The organism is Nocardioides sp. Leaf285 (genome assembly GCF_001422955.1).
Classification (GTDB): Bacteria; Actinomycetota; Actinomycetes; order Propionibacteriales; family Nocardioidaceae; genus Nocardioides; species Nocardioides kribbensis.
In genome coordinates this window covers 116,233-138,416 of record NZ_LMNH01000004.1, presented here as the reverse complement: position 1 = coordinate 138,416, position 22,184 = coordinate 116,233, and the positions used below count along the sequence as shown (strand labels likewise).

The following is a 22,184-nucleotide window of genomic DNA, read 5'->3' as shown; positions in this document are numbered from 1 at the left end:
GCGACGGGGGTGGCTCGCTGCGTGGGAGCCACCCCCGTCGTCCGGGCCCGCCGACGGGTGTCGGCGGACCGGTGAGCCGGGGCCTCAGTTGGTGCGCGAGCGCGAGCGGCTGCGGTTGCGACGGTTGCGGCGGCGGCGCCGGCGACGGCCGCCGTCGCGGCTGTCGGTGTCGGCGCGGCGGGCCATGGTGGCCGGCTTGACGGCGGTGAAGATGCTGGAGCGTGCCATGACGGTCTCTTCTCTCTCGTGCGGTCCGCCCGGCCCTGAGGCCGGGGCGGCCACCCCGGTGGGGCGACGAGAAGAACTCTGCGGCGGCCCGGTGAGGCACGCGTGAGGCGCCGATGAGAGGGCTCTCACCCGTCTCATCGACGCCTCACGTGCCGGTCACGTGCCTGCCACGACCGCCGGCCGGCGCGGACTCAGGACCAGTACACGACCACGTCGTCGCCCAGCCGGACCTCGTCGAAGAGGGCGGCGACCCCGGCGAGGTCCCGGGTGTTGACGCAGCCGTGCGAGGCGCCGGCGTAGCCGGTGGCGGCGAAGTCGGGGGAGTAGTGCACGGCCTGTCCGCCGGAGAAGAACATGGCGTAGGGCATCGCGGTGTCGTAGAGGCTCGAGACGTGGTCGCGGCTCATCCGGTAGACCTCGAAGACCCCCTCGCGGGTGGGGGTCCCGGCGGCGCCGAAGCGGGCGTCGAGGGTGCGCAGCACCTCGCCGTCGACGACCCAGCGCAGAGTGCTGGTGCCCTTGTCGACGCAGATCACCCGGCCCTGGAGGCAGCGCGGGTCGAGGGCACCGGCCTGCTGCGTGCGGCCCTCGAGCTCGGCGTCGGTGGGCTCGGTGGTCATGGCCAGCAGCCGGTCCATGGTGCGTTGGTCGACCTCGCCGGTGACCGGGATCGCGCGCTTGTCCTGGAAGCCGCGCACCGCCGCCTCCGTGATCTCGCCGTAGTGGTCGGTGAGCCCGGCGTCGAACCAGTCGATCTGGGCCAGCCGGGCCTGGAGCTCGCGCACCTCCGCGCCGTCGTCGCCGGGCGAGAGGAGTGCCGGACCGGGCACCAGCTCGGGCGTGGGGGACGGCGTGGCTGTGGCTGTGGCTGTGGCTGTCGGCGGCGGCGGCGGCGGCGTGGGCGCGGTCGTGGTCGTCGGCGTCGACCGGGGGGTGGGCTCGGTCGCGGGAGGGGCGGGCCGGCGCTCGGCCGCAGCGCCGGGTCGCGGGTCGGCGACCCCTGCGCGGTCGGAGCGCTCGTGCCCACCGGACCCGCCGAGCGCGGTCGCGCCGAGCACGGCGACCAGGACGAGGGCCACGGCCAGGCCGAGGGCGAGGGAGAGGCGGCGCAGCAGGGGCATGGGAGGTCCTCGTGGTGTGGGGGTGGCCGACAGGGTCGAGCCGGTCACCAGGGAGACGCACGAGGAGGACCTCCGGTTGCCCGGGTCCCGGCGGCGGTCGCCCGGCGCCCTCCCGGCGCTCGCCCGGTGGCGCGGTGCGGTGGCGCGGTGCGGTGCGGTGGTGTGGTGCGGATGGCGGCGTGCGGTGGGGTGCGGTGCGTGGACGCGGGCTAACCTCGGGGGCGTGGCCCGTGCGCAGCTCGACAAGCAACCCATCGACGTCCGTCGCATGTTCGACACCGTGGCTCGTCGCTACGACGTCACCAACGACGTGCTCTCGCTGGGCCAGGACCGCCGCTGGCGCCACGACGTCATCGAGGCCGTCGCGCCGGTCGCGGGCGAGCGCGTCCTCGACCTCGCCGCCGGCACCGGCACCTCGAGCGAGCCCTTCCACGACCGCGGTGCCACCGTCGTGCCGTGCGACTTCTCCCTCGGGATGCTCCGGGTGGGCAAGCAGGCCCGGCCCCACCTGCCCTTCACCGCGGGTGACGGCACGCGGCTGCCCTTCGCCGACGCCACCTTCGACGCCGTGACCATCTCCTTCGGCCTGCGCAACATCGTCGACCCGCTGGCGGGCCTGCGCGAGATGCGCCGGGTGACCCGGCCCGGTGGCCGGCTGGTGGTCTGCGAGTTCAGCCACCCGACCTGGGCGCCCTTCCGCACCGTCTACCTCGAGTACCTGATGAAGGCCCTGCCGCCGATCGCCCGGGCCGTCTCCTCGGCCCCCGACGCCTACGTCTACCTCGCCGAGTCGATCCGGGCCTGGCCCGACCAGCAGGGCCTCTCCGACCTCGTCGCCGAGGCGGGCTGGACCGGCGTCGAGTGGCGCAACCTCACCGGGGGCGTCGTCGCCCTCCACCGCGCCACCGCCTGAGCCCACCCGGGCCCGACCCCGGGACCGACCCGGGACCGGCGGCGACCGACCGGGCCGGCCGGGCCGCGTCGTCGGCCATTAACGCAAGCCCGGAGTGCGTTAAATCCGCAGGTCAGCGCCGCGCACGACTCCCCGCCGACACGGAATGTGACCGGGACCACCCCCGGGTCGCCACGCCCGCGAGCGAGTGGCAGTATGTGTCCCGCGCCACTTAGTGATTCTCTTCACAAGGCCACAAGGGGCTTTCGTCGGGCATTGCTCGGGGCGCGTCGACACGGACGTGTGCCACGGGAGGTCGGACGATGGAGCTCTACACACCGGTGCTGGTGCTGGCGGCCCTGGCCGCCGGCTTCGCCGTCTTCTCGGTGGCCGTCAGCACGCTGACCGGGCCCAAGCGCTACAACCGCGCCAAGCTCGACTCCTACGAGTGCGGCATCGAGCCCACTCCGCAGCCCGTCGGCGGTGGCCGCTTCCCGGTGAAGTACTACATCACCGCGATGCTCTTCATCGTCTTCGACATCGAGATCATCTTCCTCTACCCGTGGGCCGTGCACTTCGACGCGATGGCCCTCTTCGGTCTGGTCGAGATGGTCATCTTCATCGCCACCGTCTTCGTCGCCTACGCCTACGTCTGGCGTCGCGGCGGCCTCGAGTGGGACTGATCCGCGTGGGACCGAGAGGACAGCACTGATGGGTATCGAGGAGAAGCTCCCCAGCGGCGTCCTGCTGACGACCGTCGAGGGCGTCGCGGGCTACATGCGCAAGGCCTCCTTCTGGCCCGCCACCTTCGGCCTGGCCTGCTGCGCCATCGAGATGATGACCAGCGGCGGCCCGAAGTACGACCTGGCCCGCTTCGGCATGGAGGTCTTCCGGGCCAGCCCCCGCCAGGCCGACCTCATGATCGTGGCCGGCCGGGTCAGCCAGAAGATGGCGCCCGTCCTGCGCCAGATCTACGACCAGATGGCCGAGCCCAAGTGGGTGCTCGCCATGGGCGTGTGCGCCAGCTCCGGCGGCATGTTCAACAACTACGCGATCGTGCAGGGCGTCGACCACGTCGTGCCCGTCGACATGTACCTCCCGGGCTGCCCGCCGCGCCCCGAGATGCTCATCGACGCCATCCTCAAGCTCCACGACCAGGTCCAGGCCACCAAGCTCGGCGCCAACCGCGCCGCGCAGATCGCCGAGCTCGAGGCCGAGGCGCTCACCGCGCTGCCGACCTCCGACCGCACGGGCCTGCTGCGATGAGCCCCACCGACGAGCCCACGCAGGGCGGCGCCCGCGGCACGGTCGACCAGGCCGCCACCGACCAGTCCCCGGAGAACCTCCCGGCACCGCCCGAGGGCCAGCCGGGCTCGCAGACGGTGCGCCAGGTCGGCGAGCGGCGCGGCATGTTCGGCGTCAAGGGCTCCGGCGACACCAGCGGCTACGGCGGCCTGCGCGCGGCCGTCCGCCACCCCGCAGCCACCGCGCGCCCCTTCGGCGGCTGGTTCGACGAGGTCGCCGACGCCCTCGAGGTCGCGGCGCGCGGTGCCGGCGTCGAGCGGGCCGTCGAGAGCGTCGTGGTGCACCGGGGCGAGATCACCTTCCACGTGCGTCCCGACGACCTCCTGGTGCTGGCGCGGCTGCTGCGCGACGAGCCCCGGCTGCGCTTCGAGCTGCTCTCGAGCGTGAGCGGCGTGCACTGCCCCGCCGACGCCGGCCACGAGCTCCACGTCGTGCACCACCTGCTGTCGATGACCCACAACCGCCGCATCCGGCTCGAGGTCGCCGTGCCCGACACCGACCCGCGGCTGCCGTCGCTGGTGCCGGTCTACCCCACGGCCGACTGGCACGAGCGGGAGACGTGGGACATGTTCGGCGTGCTCTTCGAGGGCCACCCCTCGCTGACCCGCATCCTCATGCCCGACGACTGGCCCGGCCACCCGCAGCGCAAGGACTACCCGCTGGGCGGCATCCCGGTCGAGTACAAGGGCGGCACCGTCCCCCCGCCCGACCAGCGCCGCTCCTACAGCTGATGCGCTCCCCGCACCGGCCCGCCCGCGCCCTCAGCCACTCCCTCGCCCACCGTCCCCGGAGGTCAGCATGACGACCCAGGAAGACCTGTACGCCGGCACCAGCGAGACCACCGAGGGCCGTGTCTTCACGGTCACCGGGCAGGACTGGGACCAGATCGCCGAGGGTCTGGCCGAGGACGCCGAGGAGCGCGTCGTCGTCAACATGGGCCCGCAGCACCCCTCGACCCACGGCGTGCTTCGGCTGATCCTGGAGCTCGAGGGCGAGACGGTCACCGAGGCCCGCTGCGGCATCGGCTACCTCCACACCGGCATCGAGAAGAACATGGAGTACCGCTCCTGGGTGCAGGGCGTGACCTTCTGCACCCGCATGGACTACCTCAGCCCGTTCTTCAACGAGGCCACCTACGTCCTCGGCGTCGAGCGGCTGCTCGACATCGAGGCCGACGTGCCCGAGAAGGCCCAGGTCATGCGGGTCCTGCTCATGGAGCTCAACCGCATCTCCTCCCACCTCGTGGCCATCGCCACGGGCGGCATGGAGATCGGCGCGCTGACCGTGATGACGATCGGCTTCCGCGAGCGCGAGCTGGTGCTCGACCTCTTCGAGCTCATCACCGGGCTGCGCATGAACCACGCCTTCATCCGCCCCGGCGGCGTGGCGCAGGACCTCCCCGCCGGCGCCCTGGAGGAGATCGCCTCCTTCGTGGCGCTGATGAAGAAGCGCCTGCCCGAGTACGCCGCGCTGTGCAACGCCAACCCGATCTTCAAGGCCCGCCTGGAGGGCGTCGGCCACCTCGACCTGGAGGGCTGCCTGGCCCTGGGTCTCACCGGACCCCCGCTGCGCGCCAGCGGCTACCCGTGGGACCTGCGCAAGACCCAGCCCTACTCCGGCTACGAGGACTACGACTTCGACGTCCAGACCTGGGACACCGCCGACGCCTACGGCCGCTTCCGGGTGCGCCTGGCGGAGATGTGGGAGTCGCTGAAGATCGTCGAGCAGGCCGCGGCCCGCCTCGCCGGCCTCGAGGGCGCGCCGGTCATGGTCGCCGACCGCAAGATCGCCTGGCCCAGCCAGCTGGCCATCGGCTCCGACGGCATGGGCAACAGCCTCGACCACATCCGCCACATCATGGGCGAGTCGATGGAGGCCCTCATCCACCACTTCAAGCTGGTCACCGAGGGCTTCCGGGTGCCGGAGGGCCAGGCCTACGTGCCGGTGGAGTCGCCCCGCGGGGAGCTCGGTGCCCACGTCGTCTCCGACGGCGGCACCCGCCCCTTCCGCGCCCACTTCCGCGACCCGTCCTTCACCAACCTGCAGGCCACGAGCGTGATGAGCGAGGGCGGCATGGTCGCCGACGTCATCGTCGCGATCGCGAGCATCGACCCCGTCATGGGAGGCGTGGACCGCTGATGATCAGCCAGGAGACCTACGACGAGCTCACGGCGATCGCCGCGCGCTACCCCGAGGCCCGCTCGGGCCTGCTGCCCATGCTCCACCTCGTGCAGTCGGTCGAGGGACGGGTGACCCCCGAGGGCATCGAGACCTGCGCCGACATCCTCGGGATCTCCGCGGCCGAGGTCAGCGGGGTCGCGACGTTCTACACGATGTACAAGCGCAAGCCGGTCGGCGACTACCACGTGGGGGTCTGCACCAACACGCTGTGCGCGGTGATGGGCGGCGACGAGATCTTCGCCCGGCTCAAGGAGCACCTCGACGTCGGCAACGACGAGACCACCCGGCTGCGCGACGGCGACCGGGCCACCGTGACGCTGGAGCACCTGGAGTGCAACGCGGCCTGCGACTACGCCCCGGTGATGATGGTCAACTGGGAGTTCATGGACACCATGACGCCCACCTCGGCGGTCGACCTGGTCGACGACCTGCGCGCCGGGCGGGAGGTCACCTCGACCCGGGGCCCGCGCATCTGCACCTGGCGCGAGGCCGAGCGGGTGCTGGCCGGCTTCCCCGACGGCCGCGCCGACGAGGGGCCGTCGGCCGGACCGGCCTCGCTGGTCGGGCTCGGCATCGCCCGTGAGCGCGGCTGGTCCGCGCCCCCGTCGGACCGTGACGGTGCGGCCGACGCCGTCCCGGAGGAGCCGGGCGAGGAGCTCGCGGCCGCGCGCGAGTCCGACGACAACCAGGCCGAGCAGGCCGTCGTGGAGGCGGAGAGCGGCTCGTCCGAGACCGCCGCCGAGAAGGGAGAGGCGACATGACCGCACCAGACACCCTGACCCCCGTGCTCACCGCCACGTGGGCCGACGAGCGCAGCTGGACCCTCGACTCCTACACCGCCAGCGGCGGCTACGAGGGCCTGCGCCGCGCGCTCACCATGAGCCCCGACGACGTCATCGCCGAGGTCAAGGACTCCGGCCTGCGCGGGCGGGGAGGGGCGGGCTTCCCCACGGGCATGAAGTGGGGCTTCATCCCCCAGGACAACCCGAAGCCGAAGTACCTCGTCGTCAACGCCGACGAGTCCGAGCCGGGCACCTGCAAGGACGTCCCGCTGATGATGGCCTCGCCCCACACCCTGGTCGAGGGCGTGATCATCAGCTGCTTCGCCATCCGGGCCCACACGGCCTTCATCTACATCCGCGGCGAGGTGCTGCACGTGGTGCGCCGGGTGCAGGCCGCGGTGGCCGAGGCCTACGCCGCCGGCCACCTCGGACGCGACATCCACGGCTCCGGCTTCGACCTCGACGTCGTGGTCCACGCCGGTGCCGGCGCCTACATCTGCGGGGAGGAGACCGCGCTGCTCGAGGGCCTCGAGGGTCGTCGCGGGCAGCCGCGCCTGCGCCCGCCCTTCCCGGCCGTCGCGGGCCTCTACGCCAGCCCCACGGTGATCAACAACGTGGAGTCGATCGCCTCGGTGCCCAGCATCGTGCGTCACGGCGCCGCGTGGTTCGCCTCGATGGGCACCGAGAAGTCCAAGGGCTTCGGCATCTTCTCCCTCTCGGGCCACGTCACCCGCCCCGGGCAGTACGAGGCACCGCTCGGCATCACGCTGCGCGAGCTGATCGGGCTGGCCGGCGGCATCCGCGAGGGCCACGAGCTGAAGTTCTGGACCCCCGGCGGGTCCTCGACGCCGCTGCTCACCGCCGAGCACCTCGACCTGCCGCTCGACTTTGAGGGCATGGCCGCGGCCGGCACGATGCTCGGCACCCGCGCCATCCAGCTCTTCGACGAGACCACGTGCGTGGTGCGCGCCGTGCTGCGCTGGACGGAGTTCTACAAGCACGAGTCCTGCGGCAAGTGCACCCCGTGCCGCGAGGGCACGTGGTGGCTCGTGCAGACCCTCGCCGCGCTCGAGCGCGGCCAGGGCAGCGAGGCCGACCTCGACCTCCTGCTCGACCAGTGCGACAACATCCTGGGCCGCTCCTTCTGCGCCCTGGGCGACGGCGCCACCAGCCCCATCACCAGCTCCATCAGGTTCTTCCGCGAGGAGTACCTCGCCCACCTCACCCACGGCGGCTGCCCCTTCGACGCGGCCCGCTCCACCGCCTGGGCCGGACAGGAGGCGCTCGCATGAGCGACGTCGAGCAGCGCACCGACCTGGTCTCGGTGACCATCGACGGGATCCAGGTCAGCGTGCCGCGCGACACCCTGGTCATCCGCGCCGCCGAGCAGGTCGGCGTGCAGATCCCGCGCTTCTGCGACCACCCGCTGCTCGCGCCCGTCGGCGCCTGTCGCCAGTGCCTGGTCGACGTGCCCGACGCCGGCAACGGCCGCGGCTTCCCCAAGCCGCAGGCCTCCTGCACCCTGCCGGTGGCCGAGGGCATGGTCGTGGAGACCCAGGCCACCAGCGAGGTCGCCGACAAGGCCCAGCAGGGGGTCATGGAGTTCCTGCTGGTCAACCACCCGCTCGACTGCCCGGTGTGCGACAAGGGCGGCGAGTGCCCCCTGCAGAACCAGGCGATGAGCAACGGGCGCGGCGAGTCGCGCTTCGCCGGCTCCGGCAGCGGCGGGGTCAAGCGCACCTTCCCCAAGCCGATCAACCTCTCCCCGCAGGTGCTGCTCGACCGCGAGCGCTGCATCGTGTGCCAGCGCTGCACCCGCTTCGCCGAGGAGATCCCCGGCGACCCCTTCATCGCGCTGGTCGAGCGCGGCGCGCAGCAGCAGATCGGCATCGCCGAGGACGCGCCGTTCCTGTCGTACTTCTCCGGCAACACCATCCAGATCTGCCCGGTCGGCGCGCTGACCTCGGAGTCCTACCGGTTCCGCTCGCGCCCCTTCGACCTCGTCTCGAGCCCGTCGGTGGCCGAGCACGACGCCTGCGGCGCCGCGATCCGCGTCGACCACCGCCGCGGCAAGGTGATGCGCCGTCTCGCCGGCAACGACCCCGAGGTCAACGAGGAGTGGATCACCGACAAGGACCGCTTCGCCTTCACCTACGCCACGCAGCCCGACCGGATCACCTACCCCCGGGTGCGCGACCGCGTCGAGGACGGCGGCGACGGCTCGCTGCGCCCCGCGTCCTGGCCGGAGGCCTTCGCGGTCGCCGCCCGTGGGCTCGCCGCGGCCGGTGCCTGCGCCGTCCTGCCCGGCGGCCGGGTCACCGCCGAGGACGCCTACGCCTACGCCAAGCTGGCCCGCGTCTCGCTCGGCACCAACGACGTCGACTTCCGCGCCCGCCCGCTCTCGGCCGAGGAGGAGTCCTTCCTGGCCGGCCACGTCGTGCTCACCGGCCCCGGCGACGGCGGCGTCACGTACGCCGACCTGGAGCGGGCCTCCAGCGTGGTTCTCGTCGGTCTCGAGCCCGAGGAGGAGGCCGGCACGCTCTTCCTGCGCCTGCGCAAGGCCTCGCGCCGCGGGCTGCGCGTCGTGTCGATCGCCCCCTTCGCCACCCGCGGCCTGCGCAAGCTGTCCGGCACCCTGGTGCAGACGGTGCCGGGTCGCGAGCCCGGCGCGCTGCGCGAGCTGCTGGGGCACGCCGACCACGGCATCGACTCCCGCGCCGTCGTGCTGCTGGGCGAGCGGCTGGCCACGGTGCCCGGCGCCTACACCGCCGCGGCCGAGCTGGCCGCCCGCACCGGCGCCCGCCTGGCCTGGGTGCCGCGCCGCGCCGGCGACCGCGGTGCGCTCGAGGCCGGCTGCCTGCCGAGCCTGCTGCCCGGCGGCCGTCCGGTCGCCGACGCGGCGGCCCGTGTCGACGCCGCCACCTCCTGGGGCGTCGAGAGCGTGCCCGAGACGCCCGGTCGCGACGCCGACGCCATCGTCGCGGCGCTGCTGACCGGGGAGGTCGGCGGCCTGGTCGTCGGTGGCGTCGACCCCGACGACACCGCCGACCCCGACGCGACCCGCCGTGCCGTGGAGGCCGCCCGCTTCGTCGTGGCCCTGGAGCTGCGCGAGACCGACGTGACCAGCGCGGCCGACGTCGTGTTCCCGGTCGCGCCGGTGGTCGGCAAGGCCGGCACCTTCGTCACCTGGGAGGGGCGGCCCCGCCCCTTCGAGGCCGTGCTGGCCGAGGCCGGCGCGCTGCCCGACCTGCGGGTGCTCTCCGGCATCGCCGAGGAGCTCGCCCGGCTCGGCCGCGGTGCCCCCCTCGGCTTCCGCACGGTCGCCGAGGTGCGTGCGGAGATGGCCGAGATCGGGCCCTGGGACGGCGAGCGGGCGACCTTCGCGCCGGTGAGCGCCCTGGACACCCCGAGCACCGACGACCCGCTGACCACCGCCGCGGGCGCCCCCGGCTCGGTGCTCGCGACCTGGAAGCAGCTGCTCGACGACGGCGCGATGCAGGCCGGCGACAAGCACCTCGCCGCCACCGCGCGGCCCGCCGTGGCCCGCGTGCCGCGCACCGTGCTCGACGCCCTCGGGCCGGTGGTCACCCTCACCGGCGACCGCGGGTCCGTCACCCTGCCCGCCGAGGCCGCCGACCTGCCCGACGGCGTGGTGTGGGTGCCCACCCGCTCCAGCGGGCGGGGCGTGCTGGCCGACCTGGCCTCGCCGGGTGCCCGCGTCACCGTGAAGGGAGCCGAGCTGTGACCCCCGACGACCTCTCCGCCTTCGGGCAGGACCCGTGGTGGCTGGTGCTGGTCAAGGCCGTGGCCATCTTCGTGGTCCTGGTCCTGCTGACCCTGTTCAACATCTGGTGGGAGCGGCGCGTCGTGGCGCGCATGCAGCACCGCATCGGCCCCAACCGCAACGGTCCCTTCGGCCTGCTGCAGTCGCTGGCCGACGGCGTGAAGCTGGCGCTGAAGGAGGACATCATCCCCAAGGCCGCCGACAAGGTGGTCTTCGTGATCGCGCCGGTCCTGGCCGTCATCCCGGCCTTCGTGACCTTCGCGGTGATCCCCTTCGGCCCCGAGGTGGGGGTGCCGTTCAGCGACCGCACCACCCCGCTGCAGCTCACCGACATGCCGGTCGCGGTGCTGTTCGTGATGGCGATCGCCTCGATCGGCATCTACGGCATCGTGCTGGGCGGCTGGTCGAGCGGCTCGACGTACTCCCTGCTCGGCGGGCTGCGCTCGAGCGCCCAGATGATCTCCTACGAGGTCGCGATGGGCCTCGCGCTGGTGGCGGTGTTCCTCTACGCCGGGTCGATGTCGACCTCGCAGATCGTGGAGGCGCAGAGCGACGTGTGGTTCGGGCTGATCCTGCTGCCCTCCTTCGTCATCTACGTCATCGCGATGGTCGGCGAGACCAACCGCGCGCCCTTCGACCTCCCCGAGGCCGAGGGCGAGCTGGTCGGCGGCTTCCACACCGAGTACTCCTCGCTGAAGTTCGCGCTGTTCTTCCTCGCCGAGTACATCAACATGGCCACGGTCTCGGCCGTGGCGACGACGCTGTTCCTGGGCGGCTGGCGCGCGCCCTTCGGCATCGAGCGGGTCTGGGAGGGCGCCAACGAGGGCTACGTCCCGGTGGTCTGGTTCTTCGCCAAGATGCTCGTCTTCATCTTCTTCTTCATCTGGCTGCGCGGCTCGCTGCCGCGACTGCGCTACGACCAGTTCATGGCCTTCGGGTGGAAGGTGCTCATCCCGGTCGCGCTGGTGTGGACCGTGGCCGTGGCCACCATGCGCCTGGCGCGCAACGAGGGCTGGTTCGCCGAGCTGCGCGACCCGGTCAGCCTCGCGATCGCCGTCGGCGTCGCGGTGGCCCTGCTCGGTGCCCTGTTCGCCTTCTCCGCCCGCGAGGGCGAGCCCGAGGAGGTGCCCGACACCGCCGCGGCCCGCCCCGGCGGCTTCCCGGTGCCGCCCATGCCCGCCGGCGGCGCCCGTCGCGGTGCGGCCGCGCCGCTGCGCTTCGCGTCCACCAGCCCGTCACCGGGAGCCGCGTCGTCCGACCCGGCCCCCGCGACCGTCCCCGCCGGTGCGGGGGAGGAGCACTGATGTCCGCCTCGACACCCGCCCAGCCCGCGAAGCGGGACCCGGAGAAGGGCCCCACGCTCAAGGAGCAGTTCTGGGACCCCGTGGCCGGTTTCGGCGTCACGTTCCGCACGATGTTCCGCAAGGTCGTCACGGAGCAGTACCCCGAGGACAAGCAGCCCACCGCCCCGCGCTTCCACGGTCGCCACCAGCTCAACCGCTGGCCCGACGGCCTGGAGAAGTGCATCGGCTGCGAGCTCTGTGCCTGGGCGTGCCCGGCCGACGCGATCTACGTCGAGGGCGCCCCCAACGTCGACGGTCCCGGCCCCGACGGCGAGGACTCCGGCCGCTTCAGCCCCGGTGAGCGCTACGGCCGCGTCTACCAGATCAACTACCTGCGCTGCATCCTGTGCGGGCTGTGCATCGAGGCCTGCCCGACCCGCGCGCTGACCATGACCAACGAGTACGAGCTGGCCGACGACAACCGCGCCGACCTCATCTACGAGAAGTCCGACCTCCTCGCGCCGCTGCTGCCCGGCATGGAGCAGCCGCCCCACGCGATGCTGCTCGGCGGCGACGAGGGCGACTACTACCGCGGTGCCTACGCCGCGCCGGCGCCGTCCTCCACCACCGAGGAGACCCCCGCGTGACCGCCTTCTGGATCCTCGCCCCGGTCATGGTGCTGGCGGCGCTCGGCATCCTGTTCGTCCGCAAGGCCGTGCACGCAGCGCTGCTGCTGGCGGTGGTGATGATCAGCCTCGCCGTGCTCTACGCCGCGCTCGACGCGCCGTTCCTCTTCGCCGTGCAGATCATCGTCTACACCGGCGCCATCCTCATGCTGTTCCTCTTCGTGCTCATGCTGGTCGGCGTCGACGCCTCCGACTCGGTCGTCGAGACCATCCGCGGCCAGCGCGTGCTCGCGGTGGCCGGCGGCCTGGTGCTCGGGGTGCTGCTCGTCCTCGGGCTCAGCCAGCTGACCCTCGGCACCGTCGTGGGCCTCGACGAGGCCAACGCCGGCGGCAACATCGAGGCGCTGGCCAACATCCTCTTCAGCCGCTACGTCTTCGCCTTCGAGACCACCAGCGCGCTGCTCATCACCGCGGCGGTCGGCGCGATGGTGCTGGCGCACCGCGAGCGGCTGACCCCGAAGGCCGGCCAGGCCGAGCGGGCGGCCCAGCGGGTCCGCGACTTCAGCGAGAAGGGCACCCACCTCGGCCCGCTGCCCTCGCCGGGCGTCTACGCGCGCCACAACGCCGTGGACACCCCGGCGCTGCTGCCCGACGGCACGCCCGCCCCCGACTCGGTCTCGCGGGTGCTCTCCTCGCGCGGCACCGTGCGCTCCGCGCCGGCCCTGGCCGACGACATCGAGCAGGTGCGCCGCTCCATCGACGGCGTGCCCGGCGGTGCCAGCGGCGAGCAGGCCACCGCCACCGGCCACAACACCGAGCAGCACTCGCTCGAGGAGGAGGGCCGCTGATGGACACCACGCCCTACGTCGTCCTGTCCGCGATCCTGTTCACGATCGGCACCGTCGGCGTGCTCACCCGCCGCAACGCCATCGTCGTGTTCATGTGCGTGGAGCTGATGCTCAACGCCTGCAACCTCGCGCTGGTCGCCTTCGCCCGCCAGCACGGCAACCTCGACGGCCAGATCGCCGCCTTCTTCGTGATGGTCGTCGCCGCCGCCGAGGTCGTCGTGGGCCTGGCCATCATCATGACCATCTTCCGCACCCGTCGCTCGGCCTCGGTCGACGACGCGAGCCTGCTGAAGTACTGAGACAGGACCGGTGACACCGCAGATGTACCTCATGTCAGAGGGCGGCCACACGATCCCCGTGGTCGCCCCCCTCGAGGCCGAGGGCGCCTCCACGCTGCTGTGGCTGGTGGTGGCCCTGCCTCTGCTGGGCGCCGCGGTGCTGCTCGTCGGCGGCCGCCGCACCGACCGCTGGGGGCACCTGCTCGGCACGGCCACGGCGCTCGCGTCGTTCGTGCTCAGCGTCGTGCTCTTCGTCGACCTGCTGGGTCGCGAGGAGTCCGAGCGCCAGGTCGCCCAGCGGCTCTGGGAGTGGATGGAGGTCGGCGGCTTCTCCGTCGGCATGGACCTCCTCTACGACCCGCTCTCGGCGCTCTTCCTGCTGCTCATCACCGGTGTCGGCACGCTGATCCACGTCTACTCGGTCGGCTACATGGAGCACGACCCGCGCCGCCGACGGTTCTTCGCCTACCTCAACCTCTTCGTCGCCGCGATGCTCACGCTGGTCCTGGCGGAGAACTACGTCGTGCTCTTCCTCGGCTGGGAGGGAGTGGGCCTGGCCTCCTACCTCCTCATCGGCTTCTGGCAGCACAAGCCGTCGGCGGCTGCCGCGGCCAAGAAGGCCTTCGTCATCAACCGCGTCGGCGACATCGGCCTGAGCCTGGCCATCGCCCTGATGTTCGTCACCTTCGGCACCACCAGCTTCACGCAGGTCAGCGAGCTGACCTCCGGCGCGGGCGAGGGCACGCTGACCGCGCTCGGCCTGCTGCTCCTGCTGGGGGCGTGCGGCAAGTCGGCGCAGGTGCCGCTGCAGGCCTGGCTGCTCGACGCCATGGAGGGTCCCACCCCGGTCTCGGCCCTCATCCACGCCGCCACCATGGTCACCGCGGGGGTCTACCTCGTGGTGCGCTCCAACTTCGTCTACGAGCTCGCTCCCCACGCCCAGACCGTCGTGGTCGTGGTCGCCACGGTCACGCTGCTGTGGGGTGCGGTGATCGGGTGCGCCCGCGACGACATCAAGAAGGTCCTGGCCGGCTCGACGATGAGCCAGATCGGCTACATGATGCTGGCCGCCGGCCTGGGCGTGTACGGCTACGCCTTCGCGATCTTCCACCTCATCACCCACGGCTTCTTCAAGGCCAACATGTTCCTCGGCGCCGGCTCGGTGATGCACGGCATGGCCGACGACGTCGACATGCGCCGCTACGGCGCGCTGCGCAAGGCGATGCCGGTGACCTTCCTGACCTTCGCGATGGGCTACCTCGCGATCATCGGGTTCCCGCTCTTCTCCGGCTTCTGGTCCAAGGACAAGATCATCGAGACCGCGCTGGTCGAGAGCCCGGTCGCGGGCGTGTGCGCCCTCGTCGGCGCCGGCGTGACCGGCTTCTACATGACCCGCCTCATGCTGATGACCTTCTTCACCGACAAGCGGTGGAAGGAGGGCGTGCACCCCCACGAGTCGCCCTCGGTGATGACCGTGCCGCTCGTCGTGCTGGCCGCCCTCTCGGTGCTCGGCGGCATCCTGCTGCTCGGCGACTGGATCGTCGGCTGGCTGGCCCCGGTCGTCGGCGAGGCCCCGCACCACGAGCCCCCGGTGCCGGTCATCGTGCTCACCGTCCTCACGGTCGCGGTCGTCGCGGTCGGCGTCGCCGCCGCGTGGTTCCTCGTCGGTCGCCGCGAGGTGGCCCGCACGGCCCCGCAGGACGTCTCGTTCGCGGTCCGCGCGGCTCGCGCCGACCTGTACGGCGACGCGATCAACGACGCCGTCGTGGTGCGGCCCGGCCGCCGGCTGGTCACGCTGCTCCTCGGCGTCGACCGCCGCGGCGCCGACGGGCTCTTCACCGGCGGCGGCTCGGCCGTGGCCGGGGTCGGCGGGCTGCTGCGCCGTGTGCAGAACGGCTTCGTGCGCTCCTACGCCCTGTCGGTGCTCGCCGGCGTCCTGATCGTCGTGATCGCCCTGATGGTGGTGAACTCCTGATGTCCGACTTCCCCTGGCTCACGGTGCTCGTGCTGGTGCCGCTGGTCGGCTCCGTCGCCGTGGCCCTGCTCCCGCTGCCCGCGGCGCAGGCCAAGCAGGCCGGTCTGGCCGTCAGCGTGGTCACCCTCGCCCTGGCCGCGGCCGTCGCCGCGCAGTTCGACGTCGACGGCGGCATGCAGCTCACCGAGACCCACGACTGGATCTCGGCCTTCGGGGTCCACTACGCCCTCGGCGTCGACGGCCTCGGGCTGCTGCTGATCCTGCTCACCGCCGTGCTGGTGCCGCTGGTGCTGCTCGCCGCCTGGTCCGACACCGACCAGCCGCTCGGCCCCGACGGTGAGGACGAGAGCACCCGCCAGGGCACCGGCCGGGCCTTCGTCGCCTGGACCCTCGCCCTGGAGGCGCTCTCGCTGGCGGTCTTCGCCGCGACCGACGTCTTCCTCTTCTACGTCGTCTTCGAGGCGACGCTGATCCCGGCCTACTTCCTGGTCGGGGGCTTCGGCCGCGAGGGTCGCAGCGCCGCGGCGCTGAAGTTCCTCATGTTCCAGCTCGCCGGCGGCCTCGTGCTGCTGGCCTCGGTGATCGGGCTCTACGTCGTCTCCGCCCAGCAGGGCAGCCCGTCGTACCTCCTCTCCGACCTCGAGCAGCTCGACATCGGCACCGAGGCCGGGCGGTGGCTCTTCCTGGGCTTCTTCATCGCCTTCGCCGTCAAGGCCCCGCTCTTCCCGGTGCACACCTGGCTGGCCGACACCACGGAGCGGGCGACCCCGGCCACGAGCGTGCTGCTGGTCTGCGTGCTCGACAAGATCGGCACCTTCGGCATGCTGCGCTTCTGCCTCGGGCTCTTCCCCGAGGCCTCGCAGTGGGCCACGCCGGTCGTGGTCGCCCTCGCCCTGGTCTCGATCGTCTACGGCGCGCTCATCGCGATCGGCCAGGACGACATCCTGCGCCTGATCGGGCTGACCTCGCTGAGCCACTTCGGCTTCATCACGCTGGGCATCTTCGTGCTCAACACCCAGGGCGGGTCCGGCGCCGTGCTCTACATGGTCAACCACGGTCTCGGCATCGCGGCGCTCTTCCTGGCCGCCGGCTTCGTCATCCGCCGCCGCGGCACCACGCTGATCAGCCAGATGGGCGGGGTCGAGAAGGTCACCCCGGTGCTCGCCGGGCTGTTCCTGATCGCGGGCCTGGCCACCCTGGGCCTGCCCGGGCTGAGCACCTTCGTCTCGGAGTTCCTCGTCATCATCGCCGCCTTCCAGTACCAGTGGTGGGTCGGCGCGATCGCGGTCACCGGCATCGTCCTGGCCGCGATCTACGTGCTGTGGATGTACCAGCGCACGATGACCGGCCCGACCGTGCCCGCCCTGCCCGGCACCGGGACCGGCGCCGACCCCGACGCGACCGGGACCGGGTCGACCCGCACCGACCTCACCGTGCGCGAGGGCGTCGTCCTGGTGCCGCTGGTGGTCGGGCTGGTCCTCTTCGGCTTCTACCCCGGGCCGTTGCTGGAGGCCAGCAACCCCTACGTCGGGACGCTGCTGGAGCGGGTCGGGGTCACCGACGACGCGCCCACCGTCACCTCCCCGGAGTCCGAGACTCCGGCGTCCGCCGAGGAAGGCAGCTAGACCATGGACTCCACGACCTTCGTCAAGCCCACCCTCGACTACTTCCACCTCTGGCCGATCCTGGTCGTGCTGGGCGTCGCGGCCCTGGGCGTCGTCGTCGAGGCCTTCGTGCCCCGCACCCGCCGCTTCGTGACCCAGACCGTGCTCGCCCTCGCCGGCCTGGTCGCCGCCCTGGTCGGCACCGTGCTTGTCGGCCTCGACCTCACCGAGGTCGGCGACGGCGCCGCGCGCGGCCTGCTCACCGCGGGCGGCACCCTGGTGATCGACGGCCCCGCGGTCTTCCTGTGGGGGCTGGTCCTGATCTTCGCGGTCGGCGGGGTGCTGCTCTTCGCCGAGCGTCGCCTCGAGGGTGGGGTCTCGGCCTTCGCCGGCCAGGCGGCCGCGCTGCCGGGCACCGAGGCCGAGCGCCAGGCCCAGGGCCTGGACCACACCGAGGTCTACCCGCTGATGATGTTCGCGGTGGCCGGCATGATGATCTTCCCGACCGCGGGCGACCTGCTCACGATGTTCGTGGCCCTCGAGGTCCTCTCGCTGCCGCTCTACCTGCTCTGCGGGCTGGCCCGCCGTCGCCGCCTGCTGAGCCAGGAGGCCGCGATGAAGTACTTCCTGCTCGGCGCCTTCTCCTCCGGCTTCTTCCTCTACGGCGTCGCCCTGGTCTACGGCTTCGCGGGCTCGATGGACCTCGCCGCGATCGACCAGGCCGTGCGTGCCGACACCGGCAACCACACCCTGCTGGCCATCGGCATGGGCCTGCTCGCGGTCGGGCTGCTGTTCAAGGTCGGGGCCGTGCCGTTCCAGTCCTGGACCCCCGACGTCTACCAGGGCGCCCCGACGGCGGTGACGGCGTTCATGGCCGCCGGCACCAAGATCGCGGCCTTCGGCGCGATCCTGCGGCTGTTCTACGTCGGCTTCGGCTCCGACCGCTGGACCTGGCAGCCGATGCTGTGGGTGGTCGCGATCCTCACCATGGTCGTCGGCGCCGTGCTGGCCATCTCGCAGTCCGACGTGAAGCGGATGCTGGCCTACTCCTCCATCGCCCACACCGGCTTCCTGCTCACCGGGGTCCTCGGCGTGCAGACCAGCGCCGAGCTGGCCGACGGCCAGGTCACCTCGCTCCAGGCGATCCTCTTCTACCTCACCACCTACGGCTTCTCGATGGTCGCGGCCTTCGCCATCGTCACGCTGGTGCGCGACTCCGGCGGCGAGGCGACCGCCTTCGACCGCTGGGCCGGCCTGGGCCGGCGCTCGCCGTGGGTCGCCGGGGCCTTCGCGTTCCTGCTGCTGTCGATGGCGGGCATCCCGCTCACCGGAGGGTTCGTGGGCAAGTGGGCGGTCTTCACCGTCGCCTTCTCCGCCGGGGCCTGGCCGGTGGTGCTGGTGGCGATCTTCTCCAGCGTCGTGGCCATCTACTTCTACGTCCGCCACATCCGCCTGATGTTCTTCACCGCACCCACCGCCGACTCGGCCGCGGTGGTCGCGCCCTCGCTGCTGACGTCGGCGACCATCGCGGTGGGCGTGCTCGCCACGGTCCTGCTCGGCATCGTGCCCGGCCCGGTGCTCGACCTCGCGGGCCATGCGGGAGAATTCATCAGGTGACGTCCTCTCCCGCGCCGGCCGCCCTGGCCCTCCCGGTCACCGACGAGGCCCTGGCCGCCCGTCTCCACGGTCGGATGGCGGAGGTCGAGGCGCTGCTGGCCGGCCACGTCGAGGGCCGGACCCGCTACGTCTCCGAGGCCGCGCGGCACCTGCTGGAGGCCGGCGGCAAGCGGTTCCGTCCGCTGCTGGTGCTCCTCGCGGCCGAGACGGGCCCCCACCCGGAGGCCGCGGAGGTGCTCACGGCGGCCTGCGTCGTGGAGATCACCCACCTCGGCTCGCTCTACCACGACGACGTGATGGACGAGGCCGACCTGCGCCGCGGCGCCGACTCCGCCAACGCCCGCTGGGACAACCTGGTCGCCATCCTCACCGGCGACTTCCTCTTCGCCCGCTCCTCCGAGCTCACCGCCACCCTCGGCGCCGACGCCGTGCGCATCCAGGCCGAGACCTTCACCCGGCTCGTCGAGGGCCAGATCATGGAGACCGTCGAGCCGGGCCCCGACGAGGACGCCCTCCAGCACTACCTCGACGTGGTGGCCGGGAAGACCGGCTCGCTCATCGCGACCTCCGCGCGCTACGGCGCCCGCTTCTCCGGCGCCCCGCGCGAGGTCGAGGAGGCGCTCGCGGCCTACGGCGAGATCGTGGGCAGCGCCTTCCAGCTCTCCGACGACATCCTCGACGTGGCCTCGGAGTCGCAGGAGTCGGGCAAGACGCCCGGCACCGACCTGCGCGAGGGCGTGCCGACGCTGCCCGTCCTCATGGCCCGGGCCTCCGAGGACCCCGCCGACGCGCGCCTGCTCGAGCTCCTCGCGGGTGACCTCACCGACGACGCCCGCCACGCCGAGGCCCTGGGCCTGCTGCGCGTCCACCCCGCCATGGAGCAGGCCCGCGCCTACGTCGTGGCCCGCGCCGACGAGGCCAAGGCGCTGCTCGACGTGCTGCCCGACAGCCCGGTGAAGGAGGCCCTGGAGGCCTTCTCCGACCTCGTGGCGCTCCGCACGGCCTGAGCCCTCGGCGGCTCCTCCGGGCGAGCTGCGCCGCTCAGGCGGCGCTCGAGGCCGCGACGGTCAGCCGCAGCTGGCGCCGGTGGTGGCCGACCGCCTCCACGGTGAAGAGCACCAGCGCGAGCCAGACCAGGACGAAGCCGGCCCAGCGGCCGGCCGGCATGTCCTCGCCGTACCAGAGCACGCCGAGGGCGAACTGCAGGATCGGCGCGAGGTACTGCAGCAGCCCCAGCGTCACCATCGGCACCCGCGTGGCGGCCGCGCCGAAGCACAGCAGCGGCACCGCCGTGACGACGCCGAGGGTGGTGAAGAGCAGCGCGTGCCCGACGCCGTGCTGCCCGAACTGCGCGGTGCCGGTGGTGGCCAGCCACGCCAGGTAGGCCCCGGCGAAGGGCGCGATGAAGGCCGTCTCGACCGCGAGGCTCTCCACCGCGGGGGCGCCCGCGGTCTTCTTGGCCAGCCCGTAGGTCCCGAAGGAGAAGGCGAGCACGAGGGCCACCCACGGCGGTCGGCCGTAGTCGAGCGTGAGCACGGCGACCGCGGAGGCCGCGATGCCCACCGCCACCCACTGCAGCGGACGCAGCCGCTCGCCGAGCAGCAGGACGCCCATGAGCACCGTCACGAGGGGGTTCATGAAGTAGCCCAGCGAGGTCTCGACCACGCGGCCGTTGGTGACGCCGTAGATGTAGGTGGCCCAGTTGCAGGTGATGGTCACCGCGGCCAGGGCCAGCAGGGCGGTGGTGCGTCGGGAGGCGAGCAGGGCCCTGACCCCGGCGGTCCGTCGCAGCGCCAGCACGAGCACGCCCATGGTGAGCACCGACCAGACGATGCGGTGGGCCAGGATCTCGAGCGCGCCGGCGGGCTCGAGGAGCGGGAAGTACAGGGGGAAGGCGCCCCACATGAGGTAGGCCGCGGCCCCGAGGGCCACGCCGCGGCGAGAGTCGGACACCGGGGGAGCATAAGTCCGGTCGAGACCGGTGTTTACCGCGGTCCGCGCGGGGCAGGTTCGAGGCGTCCCCCACACCTGAACCCAGGAGCCCCCATGCGGATCACCCGCCTCGTCGCCGGCCTCGCGTCGCTGCTGCTCGCCCTCTCGATCTCCCTCGTCTTCACCTCCCCCTCGACCGCTGCGCCGGCCCCGGCCAAGGAGGCTCGCACCATCGAGCTGAAGGGCGACCAGGACGGCCAGAAGTTCTTCATCAAGGGCCGCATCACCCCCGGCTCGGGCCCGATCAAGTACATCGTCGAGCGCAAGGTCTGCCAGCGCGACACCAACTGCAAGAACTCCTACAAGACCTGGGCCAAGGCGAAGACCAACGACGCCGGTCGCTACACCAAGCGGGTCTACGGCCCCCAGGGTGGCGCCCAGCGCGTCTACTACCGCGTCAAGGTCCGCGCCACCGAGCGCTACAAGGCCGCGGTGTCGCCGAACGCGATCTACATCTACAAGCTCTGAGCCGGGCGCCCCTGAGGCGCGCGACCACGCAGGGCCCCCGCCGCACCAGCGGTCGGGGGCCCTGCTGCGTCGCGGGGGCCTCGGCGCCCAGCCGCGGCGCCCACCCACCCGGCTTCAGACGACCGTCCAGGTGTCGCCGCCGCCGATGAGGCCGGCCAGCCGCTCGGCCGGCTCGCCCGGGGCCGCGTCGCGGGCCGCCGAGACCTGTGCGCGGGTCTGGTCGTCGTAGGTGGGGCGCTCCACCTGGCGGAAGACGCCGATGGGCGAGCGGTTGAGGTAGCCCGCGTCGGTGAGCCGGCTGATCGCGAAGGCGGTCGAGGGGTCCTCGGCGTGGGCGTCGTGCACGAGCAGCTCGGTCTCGTCGACGTCGCCCACCTCGACCACCCTGACACCGCCGGAGGTGGCGTCGCGCGCCAGCCCCAGTGTCCCGCCACCGAAGGTGATCCGCTCGCCGTGCACGAGGGGGATGACCGCCCGCTCGGCCGAGTCGCGGTCCTTGAGGCCGTCGAAGGCGTGGTCGTTGAAGATCGGGCAGTTCTGGTAGATCTCGACCAGCGAGGTGCCGCGGTGGGCCGCCGCGGCGGCGAGGACCCCGGTGAGGTGCTTGCGGTCGGAGTCGATGGTGCGGGCCACGAAGGTGGCTTCCGCGCCCAGCGCCAGCGACACGGGGTTGAAGGGCTGGTCGACCGAGCCCATCGGGGTCGACTTGGTGATCTTGCCGACCTCGGAGGTGGGGGAGTACTGGCCCTTGGTGAGGCCGTAGATCCGGTTGTTGAAGAGCAGGATGGTCATGTTCACGTTGCGCCGCAGCGCGTGGACCAGGTGGTTGCCGCCGATCGACAGCGCGTCGCCGTCGCCGGTGACGACCCACACGGAGAGGTCCTCGCGGGCCGTGGCGATGCCGGTGGCGATCGTCGGGGCCCGGCCGTGGATGGAGTGCATCCCGTAGGTGTCGAGGTAGTAGGGGAAGCGGCTGGAGCAGCCGATGCCGGAGACGAAGACGATGTTCTCGCGGCGCAGGCCGAGGTCGGGCAGGAAGGACTGCACGGCCTTGAGCACGGCGTAGTCGCCGCAGCCGGGGCACCAGCGCACCTCCTGGTCGGAGGTGAAGTCCTTGCCGGTCTGGCTCTCGCCCTCGGCCAGGGTGGGCACGCCCTCGGTGCCGCGCATCGCGGGCACGGGCAGGTCGGTGGTGGTCAT

21 protein-coding genes are annotated in these 22,184 nt (G+C 72.4%); 17 read left to right on the top strand and 4 right to left on the bottom strand.

The window, feature by feature from the left end:
- Positions 1–84: 84 nt before the first annotated feature.
- Positions 85–228, bottom strand: coding sequence for a hypothetical protein (locus ASF47_RS21165; protein ID WP_156697935.1), 144 nt, complete (start codon positions 226–228; stop codon positions 85–87).
- A gap of 191 nt (positions 229–419) precedes the next feature.
- Complete coding sequence (locus tag ASF47_RS14960) at positions 420–1,349, bottom strand: L,D-transpeptidase family protein (protein ID WP_056864828.1); 930 nt, start codon at positions 1,347–1,349, stop codon at positions 420–422.
- A 223-nt stretch (positions 1,350–1,572) separates the two neighbouring features.
- Between ASF47_RS14960 and ASF47_RS14955 the strand changes: the two genes are divergently transcribed.
- The 16 genes from ASF47_RS14955 (at position 1,573) to ASF47_RS14880 (ending at position 19,531) form a co-directional block, all read left to right on the top strand.
- Positions 1,573–2,262 (top strand): demethylmenaquinone methyltransferase, encoded by a 690-nt coding sequence (locus tag ASF47_RS14955; protein WP_056864827.1) that lies wholly within the window; start codon positions 1,573–1,575, stop codon positions 2,260–2,262.
- A 302-nt stretch (positions 2,263–2,564) separates the two neighbouring features.
- Positions 2,565–2,924: an NADH-quinone oxidoreductase subunit A gene (locus ASF47_RS14950; RefSeq protein ID WP_056864826.1), complete on the top strand. Its 360-nt coding sequence runs from the start codon at positions 2,565–2,567 to the stop codon at positions 2,922–2,924.
- Positions 2,925–2,952: 28 nt separating this feature from the next.
- Positions 2,953–3,507: a NuoB/complex I 20 kDa subunit family protein gene (locus tag ASF47_RS14945; RefSeq protein WP_056864825.1), complete on the top strand. Its 555-nt coding sequence runs from the start codon at positions 2,953–2,955 to the stop codon at positions 3,505–3,507.
- The gene (locus ASF47_RS14940; RefSeq protein WP_056864824.1) at positions 3,504–4,277 is read left to right on the top strand and encodes an NADH-quinone oxidoreductase subunit C; all 774 of its coding nucleotides are present in this window, start codon (positions 3,504–3,506) and stop codon (positions 4,275–4,277) included. The genes ASF47_RS14945 and ASF47_RS14940 overlap by 4 nt, the downstream gene beginning before the upstream one ends.
- 67 nt (positions 4,278–4,344) lie before the next feature.
- Complete coding sequence (locus ASF47_RS14935) at positions 4,345–5,685, top strand: NADH-quinone oxidoreductase subunit D (protein WP_056864823.1); 1,341 nt, start codon at positions 4,345–4,347, stop codon at positions 5,683–5,685.
- Entirely contained in the window at positions 5,685–6,488 is an 804-nt protein-coding gene (nuoE, locus tag ASF47_RS14930; RefSeq protein ID WP_056864822.1) for an NADH-quinone oxidoreductase subunit NuoE, read from the top strand. The genes ASF47_RS14935 and nuoE overlap by 1 nt, the downstream gene beginning before the upstream one ends.
- Complete coding sequence (gene nuoF / locus ASF47_RS14925; protein ID WP_056864821.1) at positions 6,485–7,801, top strand: NADH-quinone oxidoreductase subunit NuoF; 1,317 nt, start codon at positions 6,485–6,487, stop codon at positions 7,799–7,801. The genes nuoE and nuoF overlap by 4 nt, the downstream gene beginning before the upstream one ends.
- Positions 7,798–10,254 (top strand): NADH-quinone oxidoreductase subunit G, encoded by a 2,457-nt coding sequence (locus tag ASF47_RS14920; protein ID WP_056864820.1) that lies wholly within the window; start codon positions 7,798–7,800, stop codon positions 10,252–10,254. Before nuoF ends, ASF47_RS14920 begins: the two co-directional genes overlap by 4 nt.
- Positions 10,251–11,597 carry an NADH-quinone oxidoreductase subunit NuoH gene (gene nuoH, locus ASF47_RS14915; RefSeq protein ID WP_056864819.1) on the top strand — a complete coding sequence of 449 codons (1,347 nt, stop codon included), beginning with the start codon at positions 10,251–10,253 and terminating at the stop codon, positions 11,595–11,597. The genes ASF47_RS14920 and nuoH overlap by 4 nt, the downstream gene beginning before the upstream one ends.
- Positions 11,597–12,223, top strand: coding sequence for an NADH-quinone oxidoreductase subunit NuoI (gene nuoI / locus ASF47_RS14910; RefSeq protein WP_082500376.1), 627 nt, complete (start codon positions 11,597–11,599; stop codon positions 12,221–12,223). The genes nuoH and nuoI overlap by 1 nt, the downstream gene beginning before the upstream one ends.
- A gap of 26 nt (positions 12,224–12,249) precedes the next feature.
- Positions 12,250–13,050, top strand: a complete 801-nt coding sequence (locus ASF47_RS14905) for an NADH-quinone oxidoreductase subunit J (protein ID WP_056865230.1) — start codon at positions 12,250–12,252, stop codon at positions 13,048–13,050.
- Positions 13,050–13,349, top strand: a complete 300-nt coding sequence (gene nuoK, locus ASF47_RS14900; protein WP_056864818.1) for an NADH-quinone oxidoreductase subunit NuoK — start codon at positions 13,050–13,052, stop codon at positions 13,347–13,349. Before ASF47_RS14905 ends, nuoK begins: the two co-directional genes overlap by 1 nt.
- A 22-nt stretch (positions 13,350–13,371) precedes the next feature.
- Entirely contained in the window at positions 13,372–15,303 is a 1,932-nt protein-coding gene (nuoL, locus tag ASF47_RS14895; RefSeq protein WP_056864817.1) for an NADH-quinone oxidoreductase subunit L, read from the top strand.
- Positions 15,303–16,928, top strand: a complete 1,626-nt coding sequence (locus ASF47_RS14890; RefSeq protein WP_056864816.1) for an NADH-quinone oxidoreductase subunit M — start codon at positions 15,303–15,305, stop codon at positions 16,926–16,928. The genes nuoL and ASF47_RS14890 overlap by 1 nt, the downstream gene beginning before the upstream one ends.
- Positions 16,929–16,931: 3 nt before the next feature.
- Positions 16,932–18,524 (top strand): NADH-quinone oxidoreductase subunit NuoN, encoded by a 1,593-nt coding sequence (gene nuoN, locus ASF47_RS14885; protein ID WP_056864815.1) that lies wholly within the window; start codon positions 16,932–16,934, stop codon positions 18,522–18,524.
- Entirely contained in the window at positions 18,521–19,531 is a 1,011-nt protein-coding gene (locus ASF47_RS14880; protein ID WP_056864814.1) for a polyprenyl synthetase family protein, read from the top strand. Before nuoN ends, ASF47_RS14880 begins: the two co-directional genes overlap by 4 nt.
- A 34-nt stretch (positions 19,532–19,565) precedes the next feature.
- Here ASF47_RS14880 and rarD read toward each other — a convergent pair whose 3' ends face one another.
- Positions 19,566–20,477: an EamA family transporter RarD gene (gene rarD / locus ASF47_RS14875; RefSeq protein WP_056864813.1), complete on the bottom strand. Its 912-nt coding sequence runs from the start codon at positions 20,475–20,477 to the stop codon at positions 19,566–19,568.
- A gap of 93 nt (positions 20,478–20,570) precedes the next feature.
- On the opposite strand from rarD, the gene ASF47_RS14870 reads away from it, so the two are divergent.
- Positions 20,571–20,984 carry a hypothetical protein gene (locus ASF47_RS14870; RefSeq protein WP_056864812.1) on the top strand — a complete coding sequence of 138 codons (414 nt, stop codon included), beginning with the start codon at positions 20,571–20,573 and terminating at the stop codon, positions 20,982–20,984.
- Between the two features lie 114 nt (positions 20,985–21,098).
- Here the strand turns inward: ASF47_RS14870 and ASF47_RS14865 are convergent, their stop codons facing one another.
- The gene (locus ASF47_RS14865; RefSeq protein WP_056864811.1) at positions 21,099–22,184 is read right to left on the bottom strand and encodes a 2-oxoacid:ferredoxin oxidoreductase subunit beta; all 1,086 of its coding nucleotides are present in this window, start codon (positions 22,182–22,184) and stop codon (positions 21,099–21,101) included.

Coding starts and splice junctions, on each gene's coding strand:
- nuoK (WP_056864818.1), top strand. CDS start 13,050: ATGGACACCACGCCCTACGTCGTCCTGTCCGCGATCCTGTTCACGATC.
- nuoE (WP_056864822.1), top strand. CDS start 5,685: ATGATCAGCCAGGAGACCTACGACGAGCTCACGGCGATCGCCGCGCGC.
- ASF47_RS21165 (WP_156697935.1), bottom strand. CDS start 228: ATGGCACGCTCCAGCATCTTCACCGCCGTCAAGCCGGCCACCATGGCC.
- ASF47_RS14890 (WP_056864816.1), top strand. CDS start 15,303: ATGTCCGACTTCCCCTGGCTCACGGTGCTCGTGCTGGTGCCGCTGGTC.
- ASF47_RS14870 (WP_056864812.1), top strand. CDS start 20,571: ATGCGGATCACCCGCCTCGTCGCCGGCCTCGCGTCGCTGCTGCTCGCC.
- nuoN (WP_056864815.1), top strand. CDS start 16,932: ATGGACTCCACGACCTTCGTCAAGCCCACCCTCGACTACTTCCACCTC.
- ASF47_RS14960 (WP_056864828.1), bottom strand. CDS start 1,349: ATGCCCCTGCTGCGCCGCCTCTCCCTCGCCCTCGGCCTGGCCGTGGCC.
- nuoF (WP_056864821.1), top strand. CDS start 6,485: ATGACCGCACCAGACACCCTGACCCCCGTGCTCACCGCCACGTGGGCC.
- ASF47_RS14865 (WP_056864811.1), bottom strand. CDS start 22,184: ATGACCACCACCGACCTGCCCGTGCCCGCGATGCGCGGCACCGAGGGC.
- ASF47_RS14935 (WP_056864823.1), top strand. CDS start 4,345: ATGACGACCCAGGAAGACCTGTACGCCGGCACCAGCGAGACCACCGAG.
- ASF47_RS14940 (WP_056864824.1), top strand. CDS start 3,504: ATGAGCCCCACCGACGAGCCCACGCAGGGCGGCGCCCGCGGCACGGTC.
- ASF47_RS14905 (WP_056865230.1), top strand. CDS start 12,250: ATGGTGCTGGCGGCGCTCGGCATCCTGTTCGTCCGCAAGGCCGTGCAC.
- ASF47_RS14920 (WP_056864820.1), top strand. CDS start 7,798: ATGAGCGACGTCGAGCAGCGCACCGACCTGGTCTCGGTGACCATCGAC.
- nuoL (WP_056864817.1), top strand. CDS start 13,372: ATGTACCTCATGTCAGAGGGCGGCCACACGATCCCCGTGGTCGCCCCC.
- ASF47_RS14950 (WP_056864826.1), top strand. CDS start 2,565: ATGGAGCTCTACACACCGGTGCTGGTGCTGGCGGCCCTGGCCGCCGGC.
- ASF47_RS14945 (WP_056864825.1), top strand. CDS start 2,953: ATGGGTATCGAGGAGAAGCTCCCCAGCGGCGTCCTGCTGACGACCGTC.
- nuoI (WP_082500376.1), top strand. CDS start 11,597: ATGTCCGCCTCGACACCCGCCCAGCCCGCGAAGCGGGACCCGGAGAAG.